Origin of the sequence: Pedobacter suwonensis, assembly GCF_007833675.1 — a bacterium.
Taxonomy (GTDB): domain Bacteria; phylum Bacteroidota; class Bacteroidia; order Sphingobacteriales; family Sphingobacteriaceae; genus Pedobacter; species Pedobacter suwonensis.
This window is the reverse complement of the sequence record NZ_CP031708.1, coordinates 3960160-3981241: the sequence shown is the minus strand read 5'-3', so window position 1 is coordinate 3981241 and position 21082 is coordinate 3960160. Positions and strand designations below refer to the sequence as shown.

Genomic DNA, 21082 nt, shown 5'->3' with positions numbered 1-21082 from the left:
TATGCTACAACGGAGGCAGCTTTACAGCTGCCTCCAAATTAGTTGTTGTTTAATTGACTAAAACGCCCGTTCTCTGCCCAGATAAATGTTTCTACCAGTATAAATTGTATTGCCAGATGGACCAGGAGAGCCGCTGTCGCCTTCCATCTGCATATTGATGATTAACCACATCGGTTTATTTACCGAATTGCTCATGGTATGTTTGGCTACCCAAACATTATCGATATAATAATGGCAATCTACATCAGTTGCATTTACTTTGTTATACCAGCATTTGTAATTATGGTAAGAACCTGCATTGGAAACTGTTGTAAGTTTATTTTCCCAACCACCATCATAAGTGTTTTGCCAATTGGTGCTGTTGCCTTTAAATTCCATAATATCGCTTTCCGGAGGCCAGGAATTAACACCTGTAATCCAGAAGGCAGGCCAGGTACCTTTACTTGTTGGCACGGCAAAATCTCCTGAGATGGTATAACTAGGGAACTGATCGTTAATGACCACCTGCTGCTTGGCATGGCAAGCACCAGAGTTATACCAAATGGCCACATTGGTAAAACCATTAGCGGTACTGTTTCCGGGCGATGAAGCCAAACGGGTAGCTTTAATGGTTAATACACCTCCGCTTAAGGAGATTTGATTATGGTTAGAAGAGCTCCCTACCATACGTGCCGAGCCATTATGATCGGTACCCCATGGATAATTGTAATTCCATTGCGCCTCAAAATTAGCATAACTTGCAAAAGAGTTGCCGTCAATTAATGTTTCCCAGGCCTTAACCTGACCATTTTCAGATTTAATTTTAGCTTGATCTTTTTTACAAGATAAGAGGCTGGTAAACAGGCATACCAATAGCAGCCACAGTTTCATTGTTTCTGTTCTCATTTTTTTTAATTAGGTAAATATTTGGTTAATTATTTAAGTTTATACATGCCTAACCTTAAAAAACCTGAAATACTAATGCATGTACAGCTAAAAATTAAGCCCATTTGCAATTTACAGGTTTAGTCTTATTAGATCATCTACATTGTACTAGAATAAAATCACATCGATGTAATCAAATATATACACATCATTTCTAAAAAATAAGGGGCGAAATCGTAAAAATAGAGTGGTAAAATGGGATTTACAGATTTTGGTTTGAAGAATCAAAAAACATTTTATTCAAAAAAAGCCTGACCAAAAATCATGATCAGGCTCTTACTCAAGTTAAGGCTATCTGCAGTTGTATGTTAATAAGAATTCTCCGGCGTAGCTTTCTGTTTCAGCAGGTCCACCTGACGGATAAAAAGTAGAAGTATTGACGTAGTTTAAAGAGGTGGCATTTCCTTTGGCATCATATTGGTAAGTATAGGCCATGGTTTCATTGCTAAAAGGGCTACCATCCTGATCTACAGTTTTAGAAACGCTTTTAATTAATACATTTTTAGATTGTCTGCCAAAATATCCTCCGGGAAAATAATCAACATGATAAGAAAGAGGGTCGGAGATTTCGTACACGTTCATTGCAATTTCATTCGAGTAGCTGTAGGTTGTGGTTTCCTTATAACCTCCATGTGCCGCCAGTGAAACTGCACTTACCAGATTACCATTTGCATAGGTCAGGTTATCAGTTGTGCTTAATTCGTTATTCAAATAATTCTTTACCTGAATTAAATATCCTTCGGCATTATAAGTATATTTTCGGGAATAAGCATAAGAAATACCCCCTACTGTAACGATACCTTCAGCACCGCTGGAAATTGCCCGGCCATTCTCAAGCACAATTTCTGCTACGCGACCTGTTTCATCAGTAGCCGTAATTTTATTTGCGGCATAAACGTAGGTATTGGTCTCTGCTCCACTGTTTAGCTTTGAAACACGACCTTGAGCATCATAGTTAAAGGTAATCGTATAGCTTCCCAATAAATCGATATCAGCCTTTAAGCTCGCCAGCTGACAGCCATTCCCGTTAGGATTAAGCCTGGCATTCCAATTAATTTCTTTTTTACAGCCTGCCGCAGCAATAATAGCAACCAGGGCTACCATTACATACTTGATTGTTTTTTGCATTTAAATTCCGGTTAAGAGGTTAAAATATCCGCAAAGATATTAAAACTTCTCCTTTTTTAACCAGCTGATCAGCAAGTTAAACCAATCCACATCAGAAGTTTTATTAATCAAACCAAATCCATGCCCACCGTTTTCGTATAAATAAATATCGGTATCAATATCGTGTTGCTTTAATGCCTCATTCATCAGTATACTGTTTTCGTAAGGAACAGTTTTATCATCTTTAGCATGTACAAAAAAAACAGGAGGTGTTTTTTTAGTTATATTTTCATTGGCCGAGAAATAACGTTTTAAACTATCGGCAGGATTTGGACTCAATAAATTCTTCATGGTACCGGTATGTACCGATTCTTCGAAACTGATTACAGGATAAATTAATGCGGCAAAGTTTGGTCTCAGATTAATCTTTTCGGGATTAGAAATTTTAAGATCTTTATAATGCGCCACTAAAGTTGAGGCAAAATGCCCACCGGCAGAAAAACCCATAATTCCAATCTTATTGGCCTTAATTCCATATTGCTTTGCATTTTTTCTCACTAAGTAAATGGCCTGCTGTGCATCCTGCAGCGGACCATAAGTTTTATCAACCATAATTTCATCGCTCGGCAAACGGTATTTTAATACAAATGCAGTAACGCCAATGGCATTGAAGCGTTTAGCTACATCTGTTCCTTCATGGCTAAATGCTAAACCACTATAACCACCGCCAGGGCAAATAATTACTGCCGTTCCGGTGGCAATTTCCTTTGGCGCAACAAAAACCGTGATCGTTGGTACCGATACTTTGGTAATGATTAGCGTACCATTGTTACGCACTTCGGTATGCTCCACGTAGGTTGCCGGAGTAGGTTTTGCACCTGGAATGTCGCCAGTGTACAACGGGATTACTTCTTGGGCATTCGAATAGTTTATTGCCATGAGTAATAGCATTATAAGAGTGGATGATTTTCCCATTTGTTTTAGATTAAAACTCCATTAAATATGCCTTTAAAAAGTCGTTAATATCGCCGTTTAACACGGCATCAGGATTAGAAGTCTGATAATTGGTACGATGGTCTTTCACGCGTCGGTCATCCAGCACATAACTCCTGATCTGCGAGCCCCACTCTATCTTTTTCTTCGATCCTTCTACTGCAGCAATGGCTTCATTGCGCTTTCTTTCTTCTATTTCAAATAACTGAGATTTAAGCAAACGAATGGCATTTTCTTTATTCTGCAACTGCGACCGCGACTCCTGGTTTTTGATGATAATGCCAGATGGTTTGTGATATAAACGTACTGCCGTTTCAACTTTATTTACATTTTGTCCACCGGCACCACCAGCCCTGAATGTTTCAAATTCAATATCGGCAGGATTAATATCGATCTGAATGGTATCATCAACCAAAGGATAAACATATACGGAGGCAAAAGAAGTATGCCGCCGGGCATTTGAATCAAATGGTGATATCCTAACCAAACGGTGAACGCCATTTTCACCTTTGAGGTAGCCGTAAGAAAAATCGCCATCAAACTGGAGGGTTACCGATTTAATACCTGCAATTTCCCCTTCCTGGCTATCCTGTTCAGTAATTTTGTAGCCATTTTTTTCACCCCACATCAAATACATACGCATCAGCATATAAGCCCAGTCGCAACTCTCGGTACCACCGGCACCGGCGGTAATCTGCATGACGGCTGAAAGCTGGTCTTCTTTACTGCGCAGCATATTTTTAAGCTCAAGATCTTCTACAGCTTGTTTACCGATTTCGTACTGCTCTTTCATTTCAGTTTCCGAAGCATCTCCGGACTGAAAAAAATCGAACATCACAGCTGCATCCTCAACTGCGTTATCAGTTTGGTTAAAACCATCAGTCCACTTTTTCTTTGAACTAATTTCTGCCAGAATTTTTTCTGCTTTTTTCGGATCGTCCCAGAAATCGGGCGCCATGGTTAATTTTTCTTCTTCGCGAATGGCGTAAAGTAGCTCATCAACGTCAAAGATACCTCCTCAGAGACGTTACCCTGTCTCTTAAATCCTGAATCTGTTCTTTCGTCATGAAACAAATATAGGAAATCGCTTTGAGCATAGCGCATGGGGGAAAGCGATTTCAATTAAAACTATCCGCCGACAGCTAACGGACTAGTTGATTTTCCCTGATCAATTATGCATCTAACAAATGAACTAACGCTTATCTCTTCATGGTCATATAATCCAGCGTAAGATTGGAAAGTAATTTAACGCCTAATACGAAACCACTTTCATCAAGGTAAAAATCAGGGGTATGATGTGAGGGCGCCTTTAAAGGATCTTTACCTTTAGGCATACCACCTAAAAAAACAAATAAGCCTGGTACTTTTTCCTGAAAGAAAGAGAAATCTTCTGCGCCGGTAACTGGCGGTTTTAACTTTACATGTTCTTTCCCTGCCGTTAACTGCATACTGGGAAGCATTTTTTCGGTAAGTGCAATATTATTGAAAGTAACCGGGTAATGGTTGCTGTATGGAATTTTCACTACCGCGGTTGCGCCCCCTGCCTCTGCAGTTTTGGTAGCGATGGTTTTGATCCGTTCAATAAACATGGCTTCATCTTCTTTGCTGAAATTGCGAACGGTACCCAGCATTTCTACTTTTTCAGGTATAATATTCGACCGAACACCACCGTTAATGGCACCGATGGTAACTACCCCTGGATTCTCGGTTACATTTAAATTACGGCTAACAATGGTTTGCAGGTTATTGATAATCTGGGCAGAAACCACCACAGGATCAATACTGCTCCAGGGATATGCGCCATGAGCCTGCCTGCCGGTAACGGTAATCTTCATATCGTTTACAGCGGCCATGGTACCACCAGGACGGTAAGTTATATCGCCAACCTCAGTTTGTGAATTGATATGCAGACCGAAAATGACATCCACTTTTGGATTTTCGAGTACGCCTTCTTTGATCATTAAGGCTGCTCCGCCTTCCTCTCCCTCGGGCACTCCTTCTTCAGCAGGCTGAAAAATAAATTTAACCGTACCTGGGATATCTTTTTGTATGGCGGCCAACACTTCTGCTACGCCCATTAAAATAGCCACATGACTATCGTGTCCACAGGCGTGCATTACCCCAACTTCCTGACCGTTGTATTGTGTTCTCACTTTAGAGGCAAAAGGGACATCAACCCGCTCGGTAACGGGCAAACCATCCATATCAGCTCGAAGTGCAACAACAGGTCCTGGCTTCCCTCCTTTTAATATGCCAACTACTCCGGTCTTTGCAATACCTGTTTTCACTTGTATACCTAAAGATTCTAAATGTTTCGCAATAATACCAGCTGTTCTTACTTCAGTATTTCCCAATTCGGGATGTTGGTGAAAATCACGTCTCCAGGTAATTACTTTTTGTTCTATGGCATCTGCTTTATTCGAGACTAATCGCCTTAAATCTGATTTTTGAGCGAAAGCATTTAATGCCAGGAATGAAAAACCGATCAGGTATATCTTCTTCATAAAATGGTAGTTTGGTTTAGGTGTTCTAAGCTAAACAATTTTATGGAGAGATAGAATTGCGTAAATGAACAAAAGCCATTCTGATGTAGAATGGCTTTTTAATAAATTTAGAAATCTAAGATGTTAACCCTTTTTAAATACAATTATCCTTCTGCCATAAACATCGCAGGCAAGAACATCTCCATTTGGCGCAACGGTTACATCTACTAAATTCAAAAATGAACCAGCACCTATTTTTTCTTGAATATCTCCATTCTCATCGGTTTTGATAATAACACTTTCGCCAGAATTGGCGATATAAATATTATCGCCAAAAGCACGTAGGCCAAAGAGGTAACCCTTTACAGCAAAAACTTTTAAGAATTTACCACTCTTGTCAAAAACTTCGATACGATTATTCCTTGTATCTGAAACATAAATTTTGTTTTTGAAATAGCAGATACCAAACGGGGCATCAAAGTCTCCTTCTGCTTTTCCCTGCTTACCAAATTTCAGCAATAAATTCCCATTCTGATCATATTTTTTAATCCGATGATTCACACCATCAACAATCCAAATATTTTGTTCATCATCAATGGTTAAACATTCGATATTCCCAAAGTTACTATCTCCTGTTCCGTAAGTACCCCATTCTCTGATTAATTGCTTATTTGAGTTAAATATCTGAACATAACTACTGCTCTGTGTTCGGGTAGCAACATAGTTTCCATTATCAAAAAATGCTATGGCTCTAGCCGCAGATCCAGTATAAAACTGCTCTATGAAACTTCCAGTAGCACTAAATTTAAGAACCCTATTCAGTTCTTCATCACTTACATAAACATTTCCGGTTTTATCAACCTCAATGTGCATATTAAATTTAAATTGTGAAGCACCATATCCTTCAGAGCCAAAAGTAAGCGCTTTATAATAGTTATACGCAGAAGTATAACCAAAATCTGCATCACTAAATCTACTAAACGACTTTATACCGTTGAAGGTTCTTACCTTATAAAAATTCTTGGTTAAGGATTTGCTAATAGTCAAATCATCAAAAGTCGTATCAGCTAACTCTTTAAGTAAAATATATTTCTGAGAAGTAACATCAAACTTAAATAATTGATATTTTTGAGCTAAGGGCATTGGTGTCCACGACACCGTAATACGCGAGCCATAAACACCTTTTGTTGCTTTTAAATTTATCGGGCGATCAACATCAAGGGTATCAATAATTCGTAAAGTATCTATTTTAGTTATCCCTTCTTTTTCGCATGAGGAGAAAAAGAAACAAGAAAAAAACAGCCAGCAGGCGGCCAAAAGAGAGAGCGATCTAAACATACTTTTATATTTTTTTACAAAGGTACTTATTTCAAAGCACGTAAAAGTAGGCATCTGATTTTTTTTAAAAAAACTAGTCGACAAACCTCTAAGGATTTCTCGTACTGAATCTCCCAGTTACATCATCCACATTAGTTGACATATACATTGCGAAATTGATGAACCGCCGGCATTTTTTTTAGTTTATCATAAATTAAAAAATTCTTAATGATTTAACACATTAAAAAGATCATTTTAAATTTTTGCTTTATTACTTTTACAAAAAACAAAGATTATGTTACCTAAAATAAATTTTACAGAAACTGAGGCCTACAGATATTTAGCCGACCATTTTATAGATATTAATCAAAAGAGCATTGAAGATCTTTTTGCTGAAGATGCAGATCGTTTCAATAAGTTCTCTGTTTTTTTTGAAGATATCCTTCTGGATTATAGCAAAAACCGCATCAGCGACGAAACATTAGCCCTCCTGATTCAGTTGGCACGTGAGTGTAAATTAGATGAGGCCATAAAGTCGATGTACAACGGAGACAAGATCAATGAAACCGAAGACCGCTCAGTACTTCATATCGCTTTACGTAATTTGAGCAATACCCCGATTTTAGTTGACGGAAAGGATGTGATGCCAGAAGTAAATGCTGTACTGGCTAAAATGGAGAAGTTTAGCAACAGTATCATCAGCGGTGAATGGAAAGGTTATACCGGTAAAGCCATTACTGATGTGGTAAATATAGGTATTGGTGGATCAGACTTAGGCCCAGTAATGGTTACCGAAGCTTTAAAACACTATAAAAACCATTTAAATATTCACTTCGTTTCGAATATCGACGGTACGCACATTGCTGAAACTTTGGCCAACGTGAATGCTGAAACCACTTTATTCCTGGTAGCATCAAAAACTTTTACCACACAGGAAACCATGACGAACGCGCACTCTGCCCGTACCTGGTTTTTAGAAAATGGTGGTAAAGAAAACGATATTGCCAAACACTTCGCCGCATTATCTACCAATGCTAAAGACGTTTCTGCTTTTGGTATCGATACCGAAAACATGTTCGAATTTTGGGACTGGGTGGGCGGTCGATACTCATTATGGAGCGCTATCGGCTTGTCTATCTCGTTAAGTATAGGTTTCGACAATTTTAAGCAACTACTAGCCGGTGCCCATGCTATTGATAACCACTTTAAAACTACAGAATTTGAAAGTAATCTCCCTGTAATATTAGGTTTACTAGGCGTTTGGTACATTAATTTCTATAATGCAGAAACGCAGGTGATCTTGCCTTACGACCAATACATGCACCGTTTTGCGGCATATTTTCAGCAAGGCGATATGGAAAGTAATGGTAAACATGTGGATAGAAACGGTAATGAGGTTGATTATGAAACCGGACCGATTATCTGGGGCGAGCCAGGGACAAATGGCCAACATGCTTTTTATCAATTAATTCACCAAGGCACCCGGATTATTCCTGCTGACTTTATTGCACCGGCACAAAGTTTAAATCCACTGGGCGATCATCACCCTATCTTATTATCGAATTTCTTTGCACAAACTGAAGCGCTAATGAACGGCAAGACCGCAGAAGAAGTAACTTCCGAGTTAAAGAAAGAAGGTAAATCTGATGCAGAAATTGAAAAAATCGCACCATTTAAGGTTTTCGAAGGAAACCGTCCGACAAACTCCATATTATTAAAGAAAATAACTCCTTATACATTAGGGAGTTTAGTAGCCATTTACGAACATAAAATATTTGTTCAGGGTATTATATGGAACATTTTTAGTTTCGATCAATGGGGAGTGGAACTGGGTAAACAACTGGCCAAAAAGATTCTTCCAGAACTGGCGGGCAACGAAGAAGTTTCGAGTCACGATAGTTCTACCAATGGCTTAATTAACCAGTATAAGGCCTGGAGATAAGCTTTTAATTAAATATTTATCCTGAAAGCCGTTCTGATGTAAAATCAGAACGGCTTTTTTTATTTTTTTATTACGGGCAACCATTCTGGATAAAGCCACGTAACGGTTAATATTTCAATTGTACCAAAATCAAACATCAGGATAGAAAAATGAATCCATCACTAGTTTTACTAATCGATTAACTATGAAAAAACAAAATGTAATCTTTTCGTTAGCCGCAATTACGGCCCTTCTTTTTGCCTGTTCTAAAAAACAAGCGGAAGAATTAAAACCAGCAACACCAACGGATCCAACCCCGGTAACGACAGCCAATGTAACCTATAGTAATTTTGCAGGCGCACTTTTTCAAACCAAATGTAGTAGCTGCCATGGTTCAAACGGGGCAATTGCATCAGTTTGGTTATTCAACGGCATAGCCTCGATTAAAAATGATGCGCGCGTAGCGAATGCTGTTCTGGTTACCAAAACAATGCCAAAAGGTGGATCAATAACCGCCAGTGAAAGAGCATTATTACAAGCCTGGGTTGATAAGGGTATGCCAGAATAATTCATCGAATAACTCCGGTTTTTATTAGCAATTAAACATATTACAGATGCAAAAATTATTTTTCACATTAATAGCCCTGGTATTATGCACAGGTATAAAGGCGCAGATTCTGGTAAGTAAAAGCGTTAATTCTTCGTTTTTTTCTTCAACACCTGTAGAAGATATCGATGCCCAGAGCAAAACAGGTGCCTCGGCAATCAACACCAAAACCAACGATATCATTTTCAAAATCAACAATACCTCTTTTCAGTTCAAGAAAAAACTGATGCAGGAGCATTTTAATGAAAATTATATAGAAAGTGATAAGTATCCGACTTCTGATTTCAAAGGAAAAATTGTAGAACAGATCGATTTTTCAAAACCTGGCACTTATCCGGTAACGGTTAAGGGTAACCTGCAGCTCCATGGTGTAACCAAAGCATATACCACAAAAGGATTAATCGTCATTACCGCCGACGAGGTGAAAGCTACTTCTGCATTTAATGTAAAACTGGCCGATCATGATATCAAAATCCCAACGATCGTTTTTAAACAGATTGCAGAAACTATCCAGGTAAAAGTAACCGCCATTTATCAACCCAAAAAATAAAATTTATGAAATTTCGTCTAAAATCTCTTTTATATCTATCCGTTATTCTTCTGCCTGCTTTGGCTTCTGCACAAGATTCGCTTGAGAAAGCATTAGAGCTACCTACCGAAAAAAGTAATGTAAAGGCAACTTTTAAAGCGCCCAAACTCATTAACATACAAACCAATGAAACCATTTATAAAAATGAGCTTGATTTTAGGGTAGATCACCGTTTTGGCGATATTGCGGGTAGTGCAGGTGGTACCAAAAACTTTTTCGGACTGGATCAATCGACAGATATCCGCATTGGTTTTGAATACGGGATCAGCGATAAGCTTTCTGTAGGCTTGGCAAGGGCTAAAGGAGCTGGTGTAGTTACGCAGCTTTACGAAGGAAACTTAAAATACCGCTTGCTGGAGCAAACCGCTGATGATAAAATACCGGTGGCGGTAACTTTATTCGGGAGTACTACCGTTTCAGCAGCGAAAACTTCAACAGATCCTACGGCTGCAAATGCATTTGACGGATTTAAAGACCGCTTGACTTATGTGGTGCAGGCGGTAATTGCACGCAAGTTTAACTCAAACTTTTCAATGCTGGTGATGCCATCGTATGTACACCGCAATTTTACCGTTTTTGGCGACCAGAACGATATGCTTGCTCTATCCGTTGGCGGACGCATCAAAATTACCAAACGCATGGCTTTTGTGGCAGATTACACCATTCCATTCAGGGATAAAAATAAAGAAGCATATCTTGAAAGCACATTGGGGACCAAATACTACAAAACGCTTGGTGCCGGACTGGAATTCGAAACCGGTGGACATATTTTTCACCTTAATTTCACCAATGCAACCGCCATTCAGGAATCGCAGTTTATTACCGATACCAATACTTCGTGGCTGAAAGGTCAATACCGCTGGGGCTTCAGTATAGCGCGAAGATTTTCATTTGATAAGAAAAAATCAAAATAGACCAAATTAAACAAAACTAAACCATTATGGAACGTAACGAATTTATCAAATCATTGGGACTGGGTGTTGCCATGGTTTGTACCGGAGCTTGCTTTTCTGCTTGCGGAAAAAAAAGTGATGCACCAGAACCCAACCAGCCAAATGGTGGTGGTGTTCCTTCGGGCACTACAGCAAGTGTTGACCTGAGCACGCAGTTATTAACTGTTGGTGCATCTGTCACGGTAAACAGCATATTATTTATCCGTACTGCAACAGGAAATACCAGTACTTCATTTGTGGCTACACAAGCGGTTTGTCCTCACCAGGGAGGAGCATTAACATTTATTCAGGACAGTAATTATATTCAATGTGGTTTACACAGTTCGAGGTATACCACGTCAGGCAGCGTTTTAGCCCAACCGATTGGCGGTGGAACCACCAGCGCTTTAAAAGTTTATCCGCTTACTGTTTCAGGAAATAAGCTGACCGCAACAGCTTAATTGGTTTTAAGGGAAAAGGGTTGTATCATAAATTGTAATTAATTGAATTTGTCACGTTGAGCCTGTCGAAACGCCTTATAAAATATTTAAAATAGGTGCTTCGACAAGCTCAGGGATGACAATTCTATATTTATGAGCAAGTCTCTTTTTTATGGAAGAACGTTTAGACCGTTACATTTTGTCCTTTAACATCAAAGGCATCACGCAAACCTATTGCAAGTACGTTAAAGGCATAAACCGTAAACATAATGGCTAAACCTGGTAAAACGGCAAGGTAAGCAGCATCCATAATAATATAGCCATAATGTTCTTTAATCATGCTTCCCCAGCTTGGCATAGGTGGCTGTGCACCAAAGCCTAAAAAGCTCAATCCGGTTTCGAGCAATATGGCCGATGCAAAATTAGAAGAGGCCACAACCAGTATAGGTCCGGCAATATTAGGCAATATATGTTTGATAATGGTTCTGGCTGTGCTAAAACCCAGGGCCCTTGCCGCTTCTACAAATTCTACTTCTTTTAAAGCCATCACCTGCCCTCGCACTAGTCTGGCCACATCTACCCAGGTTGATAAACCTACAGCGATAAATATCTGCCAGAATCCTTTCCCTAAAGCAAATGATATGGCAATAACGAGCAGAAGTGATGGCAGCGACCAAACCACATTCATAAACCAGCTGATGGAGGCATCTACCCGGCCTCCAAAATACCCTGCAATGGCACCTAAACTTACCCCAATAAAAAGTGAAATCAGCACCGCCATCAAACCTACGGATAACGACACACGAATGCCCAAAATCAATCGGCTTAACAAATCGCGGCCATAAATATCAGTTCCTAAAATATAGGTGCGAGTGTAGATGTTATTTTTTTCAAAAACTGCTTCTGGCGGTCCTATTTTCGAAGGCAAAATACACCTTGGACATAAATCTTTAAGCTTGTATATCGTTTCTTTTGCTTTTTCATCATCTCCAATGTACTCCTGAACATAAACCGCATCACCTTCTATCTTATATGACGTGATCGGAATACCTTTAAAAGCAGGTGCTTGCCCATAGAACATCCGCTCTAAAAGGTTAACCTTTTCTACTTTTGGATTTCGACTGGTAATTAAGAATGTAAAGGTACTGCCCGGCTTCTTTTTGTTTAACTGGAGTGTTTGCACATTCGCATTTGGAGAATCATCAGGCATAATCAGATAGCCCAAAATGCCCATCAGCATCAAGAGTAAGATAAAGATCAGCCCGCCAAAGGCCAGCTTATTCCGCTTAAACTTTAACCAAACTTTTTTTGATGGGCTATTATCCATTACCTAACCATTCTGCCTTTCCAATTGTATTTTCCACTATTTCCGGCAATGCCGATATACACCATGTAAATTACATGGAGCACATTTAAAACAGGTATTAAAATGAGTAAATTGCGCCGCTTTGCAAAACCCGTTACATCCCATAAAAATAGGGTTTCTAAAACCATTTTAACCAATAATTGATAAAATGTAATAACCAAAAAGCCAGGAATAAAAAGTCCGGTTATAAAATTTGCAAGAATAGAAAGATTAAAGATCCAAATCAGCACGCCCAAAACAATAATCGCCTTATTTTTATAACGGGTACTTTTAGAGGCCCAGCGTTTACGTTGCTGGATAAATGCTCCCAGGTTTTCTTTTGCATGGGTATACACGATGGCCTCTCTGTTTTTAAGGAAACCGATTTGATCTGGATATTTGGCAGCAATTTTATGCAGTAGTAATTCATCATCGCCTGATGCCAGATCATCTATACCCTGAAAGCCGCCAACTTCATAAAAAGTTGTTTTTTCATAGGCCAGATTTGCGCCGTTACAAGTTGAAGGCTGTTTATTTCCAATGGTGGAAGCGCCTAACCCTATAAGATAGAGAAATTCTAAAGACTGTAACCGCTCAAAAAAACTTTTCTCCTGAAAATAAGCAACGGGAGAAGAAATCATTTTATAGTTTTTCTCTTCATACAACTTTACAATCGTGGTCAACCAATTGGGCCCCATCCGGCAATCGGCATCGGTGGTAATAATTAAATCGCCTGAGCAGGTACCAATAGCGGTTTGGATGGCTTTTTTCTTGTAAGAATTTAATGCCCGATCCTCATTCAACTTAATTAGTTTTACATTACGATCGGCATAACTCAGCACAATTTCTGCGGTCCTGTCAGTAGAATGGTCATCAATAATAATAATTTCCGTTAAAGCTTTTGGATATTCCTGAGCAATCAGATCATCAATCGTTTTATTGATATTCTCCTCTTCATCTCGTGCAGCAACAATAATAGAAACCTTGGTTCGAGGATCAGATTTTTGTGGGCTAAAATATGTGAGGTTATGCCACCCCCTGATGAAGTTGAGCACCAAAAAACCATAAATTAAGGTTAGCGCAGCAGAAAATAAACTAGTTAGATTTAAGATTTCCAAAAAAATTGAGTTTAAAAACGAAATAAGTGCCTAAGATAGCAGGAATTATAATATTAATGAGCCAAATGCTGGCGGTACATGCAATAACAGCCGCGTGCTGATCGGTTACATGTTTAAAAAGCTCAACCGCAGTAACACTTCTGATGCCCACGTCAAAAAGATCAAGCGAAGGTAATGCCGACTGTACCAAAAATAGCAAGCAGGTCATCATTACAATATCAGCATATTGCAGTCCCGGCACCAGCCAAACAAAAAGAATAAAGTACTGCGAACTGAATATCAGGTAACGGGCAAAACAATACGTTATAATTTTAAAGAGTTCTTTTTTTCTGTAGCGGGCTAAAATGCTATAAAATTTTTTGTATTTCCGGGTGAATTTGAAAGACAATAAAATCCCGTTCAACCAACGGATATTAAAGTAAAAGACCAGAAAAAACAGACAAAAAATTAAAGCAAAGAAAACCAAAACGATAAACAGTACCCGATCAATCGGTATAAATCGATATACGAAAAAGCAGGTTGCAATAGCCCCAAAAACGTTGGTTAACACCAATTGACCAATGCTCCCTACGCTCATGGCCACTATTCCAACAATTCTTCTTCGGGGAGAAAGAAAAAATACGCGACCACCATATTCGCCTAGCCTATTTGGCGTAAAAATCGCCAATGTTAACCCACAAAAAACAGATTCGACGGCTCTGTAAAAACTAATGGGCTCAATATGGCTCATCAGGTATTTCCATTTGCCAGCTTCTAGAAACCAGTTCACAAACATCAGCAGTACCACTATTCCGATTACCATGATCATTTCTGCCTGGGGGATTCCCTCTAATAAGGTACTAAAATCATGAAGATTTTTATTTGCAACGAGTTTATGGTAAATAAACCAAAAGGCAAATATTACAATTGCAACTTTGATAAGAAGTGATACTATTTTTTTTTGCCTGCCAGTCAAGATTCTGTTTTTATTTGCAAATATGCTTAATATTGCCGTAATGTTGAACGAAAAAAAGGAACGGGTAATTATGGGCATCGATCCGGGCACTGCGGTGATGGGTTATGGCGTAATTCTGGAGAAGGGTAATAAAACGGAACTGATCAGTTTGGGCGTGGTTAAAATGACTCATTTAGACGATCCTTTTCTAAAGCTTCAGCGAATATTCGAAAAAACGGTAGTATTGATGGAGCAATATAAACCTGATGTATTGGCCATAGAAGCGCCATTTTATGGTAAAAATATCCAGGTGCTGTTAAAACTTGGCCGTGCTCAGGGAATTGCCATTGCAGCCGCGTTATCTCGAAATGTGCCAGTAACCGAATATTCTCCACGCAAAATCAAACAATCCATTACGGGCAGCGGAAACGCCACCAAAGAACAGGTGGCGGCCATGCTGCAACGTTTGCTCAACTTTAAGGAAACACCTGAGTTTTTAGATGCTACCGATGGCTTAGCCGTTGCTGTTTGCCATTCCTTTCAAAAAATTACCGCAGGGGGTAAATCTAAAACCTATTCGGGCTGGGAATCTTTTGTAAGCGATAATAAAACAAAAGTGACCGGAATAAAAAAAGTAAATACTAAGCTAAAAGGTTAACCATAGCGACTCAATCGTCATTGCGAACCGAAGCGCTGGCTTATGGAAATAAAGCGTGAAGCAATATTTCTGGGTAGAAAAACGATAACATGGTTCGTGCCGACACGAACCATGAAACAATTTAAATCTGATTATTTCTAATTAGATTTTTTGTGGCCATTTCCCTGGCCATTTTGTCCTTTCTGATAAAATGTTTTATCACAACAAATATTAAAACACCTACTATTATCAACATCCAAAGGTTAGATACAGCAATAATAATCTCTTTAAAAATTGTCCAGCCATTTACAATTCCTAACCAAAGCCTGTTTATAAATGCCGGACGGTAATCATACAGGTTATCATTCGCCACAATCATGGTTTTTACCGTGTTATCCTGATAAAAATTAAGGGTAATGGTACTGAATTTAACCCGGTTATCAATCTGCATATTATCGATTCTTTTATCCACATAATCATCTTTGATGTAAAGCGATGATTCTACGTTGGCACTTTTCTTAGATGCTACTTTATTGATTTTTTCAATCGCATCAACTCTATTCTGCGCCTTTAGTTTATTGGCTAAATAAGTAATACTCTGATCGTCCATTTTCATCGACTGATGATCAACAAAGACGGCGATTTTTGCAATCGTATTGGTAAATTCATCCAGCTTTTCAGATGGCACCTTCGCAACCAGATAACCCTGAGTGCGATAAGAAGTGATTTCTTTTAACGAATCGGTAGATTGTTTAATCTTATCAGTTTCCTGAATAGTGCTTTCTATAGAAAACTCAGCAACCGTTCCGCCTTCTGCTTTAATGGTTTTGCTCAGCTGCTCTTTGGTATGCTGAACATCCTTAACCCTAAACCGCATATCTGCAGTTTTGATGATTTTTTCAGCCGTAATGCTATCTGTAGGTACTCTTAATTCATTTGCATCGATAACGTCAGCGCTAGCATACTTTTCGTTCGATTTTTGGCAGCCAAAAATTGTTAAAACTATGGCTATAGCAATAATATTCCTTTTCATGATTGTGTGGTTCTAAATAAATAATCATTTTAAATATTTGCTTCAAATGGCCATCAGAAGTTTTGTGTTTTGGGTTGGTTTGTAACCCTCTTTTTCATTTAATACTATAATCTGCTTTAGGTAACCCAAAAAACAAAATGTTTATATAACGATGTTACATAACCTGCATTTCCATAAAGTAAAAAAACGAAAAAATTAATTACCTTATAATCAGAAATTTACAAGGGTATTTTTTTGAATACAGAAAGGTCTGCAAAGATACTTTGAACCTAACAGGAACCGGCACGAACGCAGTGAAGTAAAGCGGATGGCAGGGCTTTCGGAACCGATAGCCACAGGAACCTGCTTTTCAAAAAAGAAGATTGTATTTCAATAACCTTACTGTTGATGACTGAAACTATGCGTTATTTTTTGGAAAGCAAATGCAGAAGCAGTTGGGTTATCGCAGTCCCGCCTTTTGCTTTAGCCCTGATGAAAAATCAGGGGCTGCCGCTGCCGCCGGGTTTAAGATAGAAAGGTTTACCTAAGTAATTTAAACCTTACAGGAGCGGGCACGAACGCAGTGAAGTAAAGCGGATGGCAGGGCTTTCGGAACTGATAGCCACAGGAACCTGCTTTTCAAAAAAGAAGATTGTATTTCAGTAACTTACTGTTGATGCCTGAAACTATGCGTTATTTTTTGGAAAGCAAATGCAGAAGCAGTTGGGTTATAGCAGTCCCGCCTTTTGCTTTAGCCCTGATGCTATTTTAGTGCCGATTCATTGGTAAAGAATCAGGGGCTGCCGCTGCAGTCGGGTTTAGGATAAAAAGGTTTACCTAAATAGTCGTTCCTTAAAAAGTCATTGAACAAAGATTGTATCATATTTTGGTTGTTTCATGAATGTTTTTACGAGCTGAACAAAGCTTAAAAAAAGCGCCCAAAGATGATCTTTCCAGATATTCATCATCCTTTTGAAGTTCATCGCGGCGGCAGCTAACATTACATTGATGTTATCGCCTTTTATTCCTTTGTAAAAATTGCGGCTTAAGCGATGGTCTGTTTTCAGATGCCCGATCTTAGGTTCGATGGCCGCTCTTTTGGTAAAGCCTGCCTTTAGTTTGGTCTTTCGGTAGTTCGTTAGTTTACTGCTGAAAGTTTTTGGGGTATGGATAGTAGTTCCGAGCACCTCTTTTCTCCCTCGGTAACCCCGGTCTACAAAGACCTCTTTAAGCGTATGACCGGTTAACCTTTGCTGTTGTTCCAGAGCTGCATCCAGTGTATGTCCGTCGTAGTCATTCCCCTGGATATTGATTGCACCGATGATCACACCGCTGTTCTGGGTGACTGTGATGGATACTTTACTGCCAAACTCGTATTTTTTATGCTCTTTGCCTTTGCTGATGCATACTACATCCGGCTCATGCAGGCTATACACCTTGTTTTTGTCCTGCCGTTTTTGGAGGAGTACACGCTCAAACAGCTCCAGGTCGGTTTTGTAGTTTTCTGCCGGTAATTCCCTTTGTAGTTCCCGTACCAGTCTGCCCGCTATTGTTTTTACTTTTTTGTCTGCTTTCCGCGCTTTGGCTCCGTTCTTAGGATGGTTGCGGAAACGCTGTTCAACACTCAGCTTCTTTAAAGTGCGGGTATAACGCTGACGAAGCACGAGTCCTGCTTTGTCAGCTATCCCGATACATTTTTTGATGATCTTCCGGTGCAGTTTGCTATCGGTAGGATAAGTAATGTTCTTCTCCTGTACAGTAGTGTCTATGCTGGCCTTATCTTCCTTGCCACCTTTTCCATTGATACGGATACTTTCCCTGAAGATCAGTTCCACACCTTCGGCACCGATACGGTTACGAAAGTGAACAAGCTCTGATGCCTCACAAGGGGCTTTTGCCGCAAATACCCGCTCTCCGCTGAAATATTGGTAATAAGCATTCTCTGCCCACTGTTCTACAACACTTTCGTCGCTCAGGTTGCGGATGTGCTTGAGCATCAACAGCGCTACCATCAGGCGGATCGGCTTGGCCGGGCGGCCAAAATTCTCCTTGTAATGCTTCTTAAAACTGTCCTCGAACAATTGCCAGTTAACATACTCCGCTAAAATGTACAAGGGATGTTTGTTCGACAATTGTTCCTTTAAACCCGGCTGTAAAAAACTTAGTTGTGTTGTGTTTTTTGGTTGTTTAAGCATAAATATCTGCAAGCTTTTGATATAAATATAACCAAAACCCGCAATTTATAATACTGAAATTTATCAACAAATTATTGACAATCAAATATTTAAATTGTTTTTAAGGGGCGACTAAATAATTTAAACCTGACAGGAGCGGGCACGAACGCAGTGAAGTAAAGCGGATGGCAGGGCTTTCGCAACCGATAGCCACAGGAACCTGCTTTTCAAAAAAAGAACAATACTTTATTTAACAACAAAAAAGCCGATTATGCATGAACATAACCGGCTTTATATTTTGATAGCAGATCGCTTATGCGTCTAATATTTTGAATACACCTTTAATGGCAATAATTGCACCGATGAACAAAACAATCCAGGATGCTAAAGACACTTGCCACGAATCATAAGCGAAACGTGCGTAAGTACCCACTATGCAAACCAGTACACCAAAAATCATTAATTTATAAATTCCTGGCTGGTTAGCCGTTTTCATACTTTCTGTATTATGCTTTAATTCGTTGTTCTCCATAATGTTTATTTTTATGATGCAGCAAAAGTAATACTTATTGCTGAATATTTATAGAACTTAGTAACTTTTTAATCGTTCTAATCTTTGCTTTGCTTTATCCTTATCGCTTAGTTTTTCTCCCTGATACAAAGGCTTTTCCCAATCCCCGTACATAGGGTTCGGCAACATAATATATTTTGTTCCAAATAGGTTCTGGCTGGCGTTTACCTGATCGAAGGTATTTTTATTTTCGCGATAAAAAATGTTGCTGAAATCACTTAAATTGTCGCCACATAACAATAAAATATGGTGTGTTTCGCTAATCTGTTGGCGCCTTGGTTCTTTATTTGAAGTTCCTTTCGAAACCACTAAATGCGCATCATCAGCATAAGGGAAACCAAAATGTTGCAGATTTTTTAAAGTAGCTGCATAATCCTTTTCATCGCGGTTACTCACATAAAAAGTTTCAATGTTTTTTGATGCAGCAAATTTTAGAAAAGCCAATGCACCCGGAACCGTATCGGCCTGTGCCAGGTTGGTCCATTCGGTCCAGTCTGCAGGCACATAACTTAGTCCCTTTTTAATTTCATGGCCCTGAAAAGCGGAATTGTCTAAAACGGTTTCATCAATATCAACAATCACACAGTTTGGCTTTTTACTTGTATCCGCCCATAGTGCTTCTTTTAATGATAAACGAGCAAAGTTGTAAGCCTGGAAACATAAAGCTCTGTATTCGCCCGAAGTTTGCTGCCAAAGCACGGCATTGGTATAATCCCTTGCCGGGTTTTGAGCTTTAACAAAAAATGGAGCAGTGAATAAGATGAGGAGGATGTATTTTTTCATGATTTAAATAAAATGTAAAGATAAGTTTAACTATTCAAAAAACTTACCCTATCGGTTTTTGATATCAATAATGTCTCTGCATCAGGGTAAGCATGTGTAAAGGTAAGCGGGATTTTATTTTTTCCCCTTTCGCTCCATTTAAATTCAACAGCCAAAAATTTCTCTTTTGTTTTTTCTACGTAATCTATTTCCTGCTGTTGTGTGGTACGCCAGAAGAAGCATTCAGCCTCTATCTGGTTCTGATGCAGAAACTTCATCCTTTCAGCAATCATATAATTTTCAAACAGTGCGCCAACGTCATTCCTATTGGCTAAGGGATTGAAATTTCGGGTAATGGCATTCACAATACCCGTATCATAAAAATAGATTTTCTTATTTTTTTTAATCTCATTGCGCACATTGCCAGCAAAGGCAGGTAAACTAAACACCACAAACGCTTTTTCAAGCAGACTGATGTACTTATCAACTGTTTTCTGATCGGCCTTTACCAGCTGCGCCAGCTCAGAAAAGTTCACTTCACTGCCTACCTGCAGCGCTAAAGCTTTTACAATTTTTTCGAAAAGGAGTGGCTTTTTAACATCTTCTAAAGTAAAAAGATCCTTATACAGGTAACTATCTGCAAGTAACTTTAAATGTTCTTCTGCATTTTGTGGGGCATTAATAATTTCGGGATAAGAACCATAAATTAAACGTTGTTCCAAGGATCGTTCTTCAGTTATAAAATCTGTGTCACTTACCAGCTCCGCATACGAAAAAGGCAAAAGCATCATCTCGTACTTTCTACCGGTCAGCGGCTCGTTTATTTTACCCGATAGTTCAAATGCTGATGAACCTGTAGCAATCACCTGAACAGACTTAAAACGATCTACAATAATTTTGATCAGCAAACCGACATCATTGATCCGTTGAGCCTCATCAATAAAAAGTACTTCGTAGCCGGCGAGCATCTGTTGAATTTGTGCGGCATTCGGTTTGGCCAAAGTTTCCCTAACGTCTGCATCGTCTCCGCTTAGATATAATGTTCTTTTATCAACTTTTGCCAATAACAGTTCTACAAAGGTAGTTTTGCCGGTTTGTCTGGGTCCATATACAATAAAGGCCTTACCTTTAAAAAGCCTTTCCAGCGCATAAGCCAACTGTTTCCTAACAATCATAAGTTAAAAGTATTTCCCAAAAATATAATAATTCTGGATTT

The 21082-nt window shown here is 39.1% G+C and carries 20 protein-coding genes; 6 read left to right on the top strand and 14 right to left on the bottom strand.

Annotated elements, in window-relative coordinates:
* Nucleotides 1-57: 57 nt before the first annotated feature.
* The 6 genes from DV942_RS16455 to DV942_RS16430 form a co-directional block, all read right to left on the bottom strand.
* Nucleotides 58-885, bottom strand: a complete 828-nt coding sequence (locus DV942_RS16455; protein ID WP_145859295.1) for a glycoside hydrolase family 16 protein — start codon at nt 883-885, stop codon at nt 58-60.
* 330 nt (nt 886-1215) lie between these two features.
* Nucleotides 1216-2052: a DUF4595 domain-containing protein gene (locus tag DV942_RS16450; protein ID WP_145859293.1), complete on the bottom strand. Its 837-nt coding sequence runs from the start codon at nt 2050-2052 to the stop codon at nt 1216-1218.
* Between the two features lie 39 nt (nt 2053-2091).
* A complete protein-coding gene (locus DV942_RS16445) occupies nt 2092-2970 on the bottom strand; it encodes an alpha/beta hydrolase (RefSeq protein WP_244950724.1) in 879 nt (292 codons plus the stop codon).
* A 46-nt stretch (nt 2971-3016) separates the two neighbouring features.
* Nucleotides 3017-4091 (bottom strand): peptide chain release factor 2 gene (prfB, locus tag DV942_RS16440; RefSeq protein WP_145859287.1). Its coding sequence is split into 2 segments (ribosomal slippage): nt 3017-4030 and nt 4032-4091, totalling 1074 coding nucleotides; the frame shifts between segments, so codons are not numbered across the junction.
* Nucleotides 4092-4223: 132 nt separating this feature from the next.
* Entirely contained in the window at nt 4224-5528 is a 1305-nt protein-coding gene (locus DV942_RS16435; RefSeq protein WP_145859284.1) for an amidohydrolase, read from the bottom strand.
* A gap of 123 nt (nt 5529-5651) precedes the next feature.
* A complete protein-coding gene (locus tag DV942_RS16430; RefSeq protein ID WP_145859281.1) occupies nt 5652-6650 on the bottom strand; it encodes an NHL repeat-containing protein in 999 nt (332 codons plus the stop codon).
* A 469-nt stretch (nt 6651-7119) separates the two neighbouring features.
* Here DV942_RS16430 and pgi point away from each other — a divergent pair, with 469 nt between their 5' ends.
* From pgi to DV942_RS16405, 5 genes are all read left to right on the top strand, one after another.
* Nucleotides 7120-8766 (top strand): glucose-6-phosphate isomerase, encoded by a 1647-nt coding sequence (pgi, locus tag DV942_RS16425; RefSeq protein WP_145859279.1) that lies wholly within the window; start codon nt 7120-7122, stop codon nt 8764-8766.
* 184 nt (nt 8767-8950) lie between these two features.
* Nucleotides 8951-9313 (top strand): hypothetical protein, encoded by a 363-nt coding sequence (locus tag DV942_RS16420; protein ID WP_145859276.1) that lies wholly within the window; start codon nt 8951-8953, stop codon nt 9311-9313.
* Between the two features lie 46 nt (nt 9314-9359).
* On the top strand, nt 9360-9902 hold the full coding sequence (locus DV942_RS16415) for a YceI family protein (RefSeq protein ID WP_145859267.1): 543 nt from the start codon (nt 9360-9362) through the stop codon (nt 9900-9902).
* Nucleotides 9903-9907: 5 nt separating this feature from the next.
* Nucleotides 9908-10855, top strand: a complete 948-nt coding sequence (locus DV942_RS16410; RefSeq protein WP_145859265.1) for a DUF5777 family beta-barrel protein — start codon at nt 9908-9910, stop codon at nt 10853-10855.
* Nucleotides 10856-10881: 26 nt separating this feature from the next.
* On the top strand, nt 10882-11334 hold the full coding sequence (locus tag DV942_RS16405; protein WP_145859263.1) for a QcrA and Rieske domain-containing protein: 453 nt from the start codon (nt 10882-10884) through the stop codon (nt 11332-11334).
* Between the two features lie 163 nt (nt 11335-11497).
* Here the strand turns inward: DV942_RS16405 and DV942_RS16400 are convergent, their stop codons facing one another.
* The 3 genes from DV942_RS16400 to DV942_RS16390 are packed head-to-tail and all read right to left on the bottom strand — an operon-like array spanning nt 11498 to nt 14731.
* Nucleotides 11498-12640: an ABC transporter permease gene (locus DV942_RS16400; RefSeq protein ID WP_145859260.1), complete on the bottom strand. Its 1143-nt coding sequence runs from the start codon at nt 12638-12640 to the stop codon at nt 11498-11500.
* Complete coding sequence (locus tag DV942_RS16395; protein ID WP_145859258.1) at nt 12640-13776, bottom strand: glycosyltransferase family 2 protein; 1137 nt, start codon at nt 13774-13776, stop codon at nt 12640-12642. Before DV942_RS16395 ends, DV942_RS16400 begins: the two co-directional genes overlap by 1 nt.
* Nucleotides 13754-14731, bottom strand: a complete 978-nt coding sequence (locus tag DV942_RS16390; RefSeq protein ID WP_145859256.1) for a lysylphosphatidylglycerol synthase domain-containing protein — start codon at nt 14729-14731, stop codon at nt 13754-13756. Before DV942_RS16390 ends, DV942_RS16395 begins: the two co-directional genes overlap by 23 nt.
* Before the next feature lie 40 nt (nt 14732-14771).
* Between DV942_RS16390 and ruvC the strand changes: the two genes are divergently transcribed.
* Nucleotides 14772-15368, top strand: coding sequence for a crossover junction endodeoxyribonuclease RuvC (gene ruvC / locus DV942_RS16385; protein ID WP_090983357.1), 597 nt, complete (start codon nt 14772-14774; stop codon nt 15366-15368).
* Nucleotides 15369-15489: 121 nt separating this feature from the next.
* Here ruvC and DV942_RS16380 read toward each other — a convergent pair whose 3' ends face one another.
* The 5 genes from DV942_RS16380 to DV942_RS16360 form a co-directional block, all read right to left on the bottom strand.
* A complete protein-coding gene (locus tag DV942_RS16380; protein ID WP_145859253.1) occupies nt 15490-16380 on the bottom strand; it encodes a DUF4349 domain-containing protein in 891 nt (296 codons plus the stop codon).
* Between the two features lie 839 nt (nt 16381-17219).
* Complete coding sequence (locus DV942_RS16375) at nt 17220-18554, bottom strand: IS5 family transposase (RefSeq protein ID WP_222431112.1); 1335 nt, start codon at nt 18552-18554, stop codon at nt 17220-17222.
* Between the two features lie 292 nt (nt 18555-18846).
* Nucleotides 18847-19065, bottom strand: a complete 219-nt coding sequence (locus tag DV942_RS16370) for a hypothetical protein (protein ID WP_090983263.1) — start codon at nt 19063-19065, stop codon at nt 18847-18849.
* A gap of 57 nt (nt 19066-19122) precedes the next feature.
* The gene (locus tag DV942_RS16365; RefSeq protein WP_145859250.1) at nt 19123-19887 is read right to left on the bottom strand and encodes a 5'-nucleotidase, lipoprotein e(P4) family; all 765 of its coding nucleotides are present in this window, start codon (nt 19885-19887) and stop codon (nt 19123-19125) included.
* Between the two features lie 26 nt (nt 19888-19913).
* On the bottom strand, nt 19914-21041 hold the full coding sequence (locus DV942_RS16360; protein WP_145859248.1) for an ATP-binding protein: 1128 nt from the start codon (nt 21039-21041) through the stop codon (nt 19914-19916).
* Nucleotides 21042-21082 lie beyond the last annotated feature (41 nt).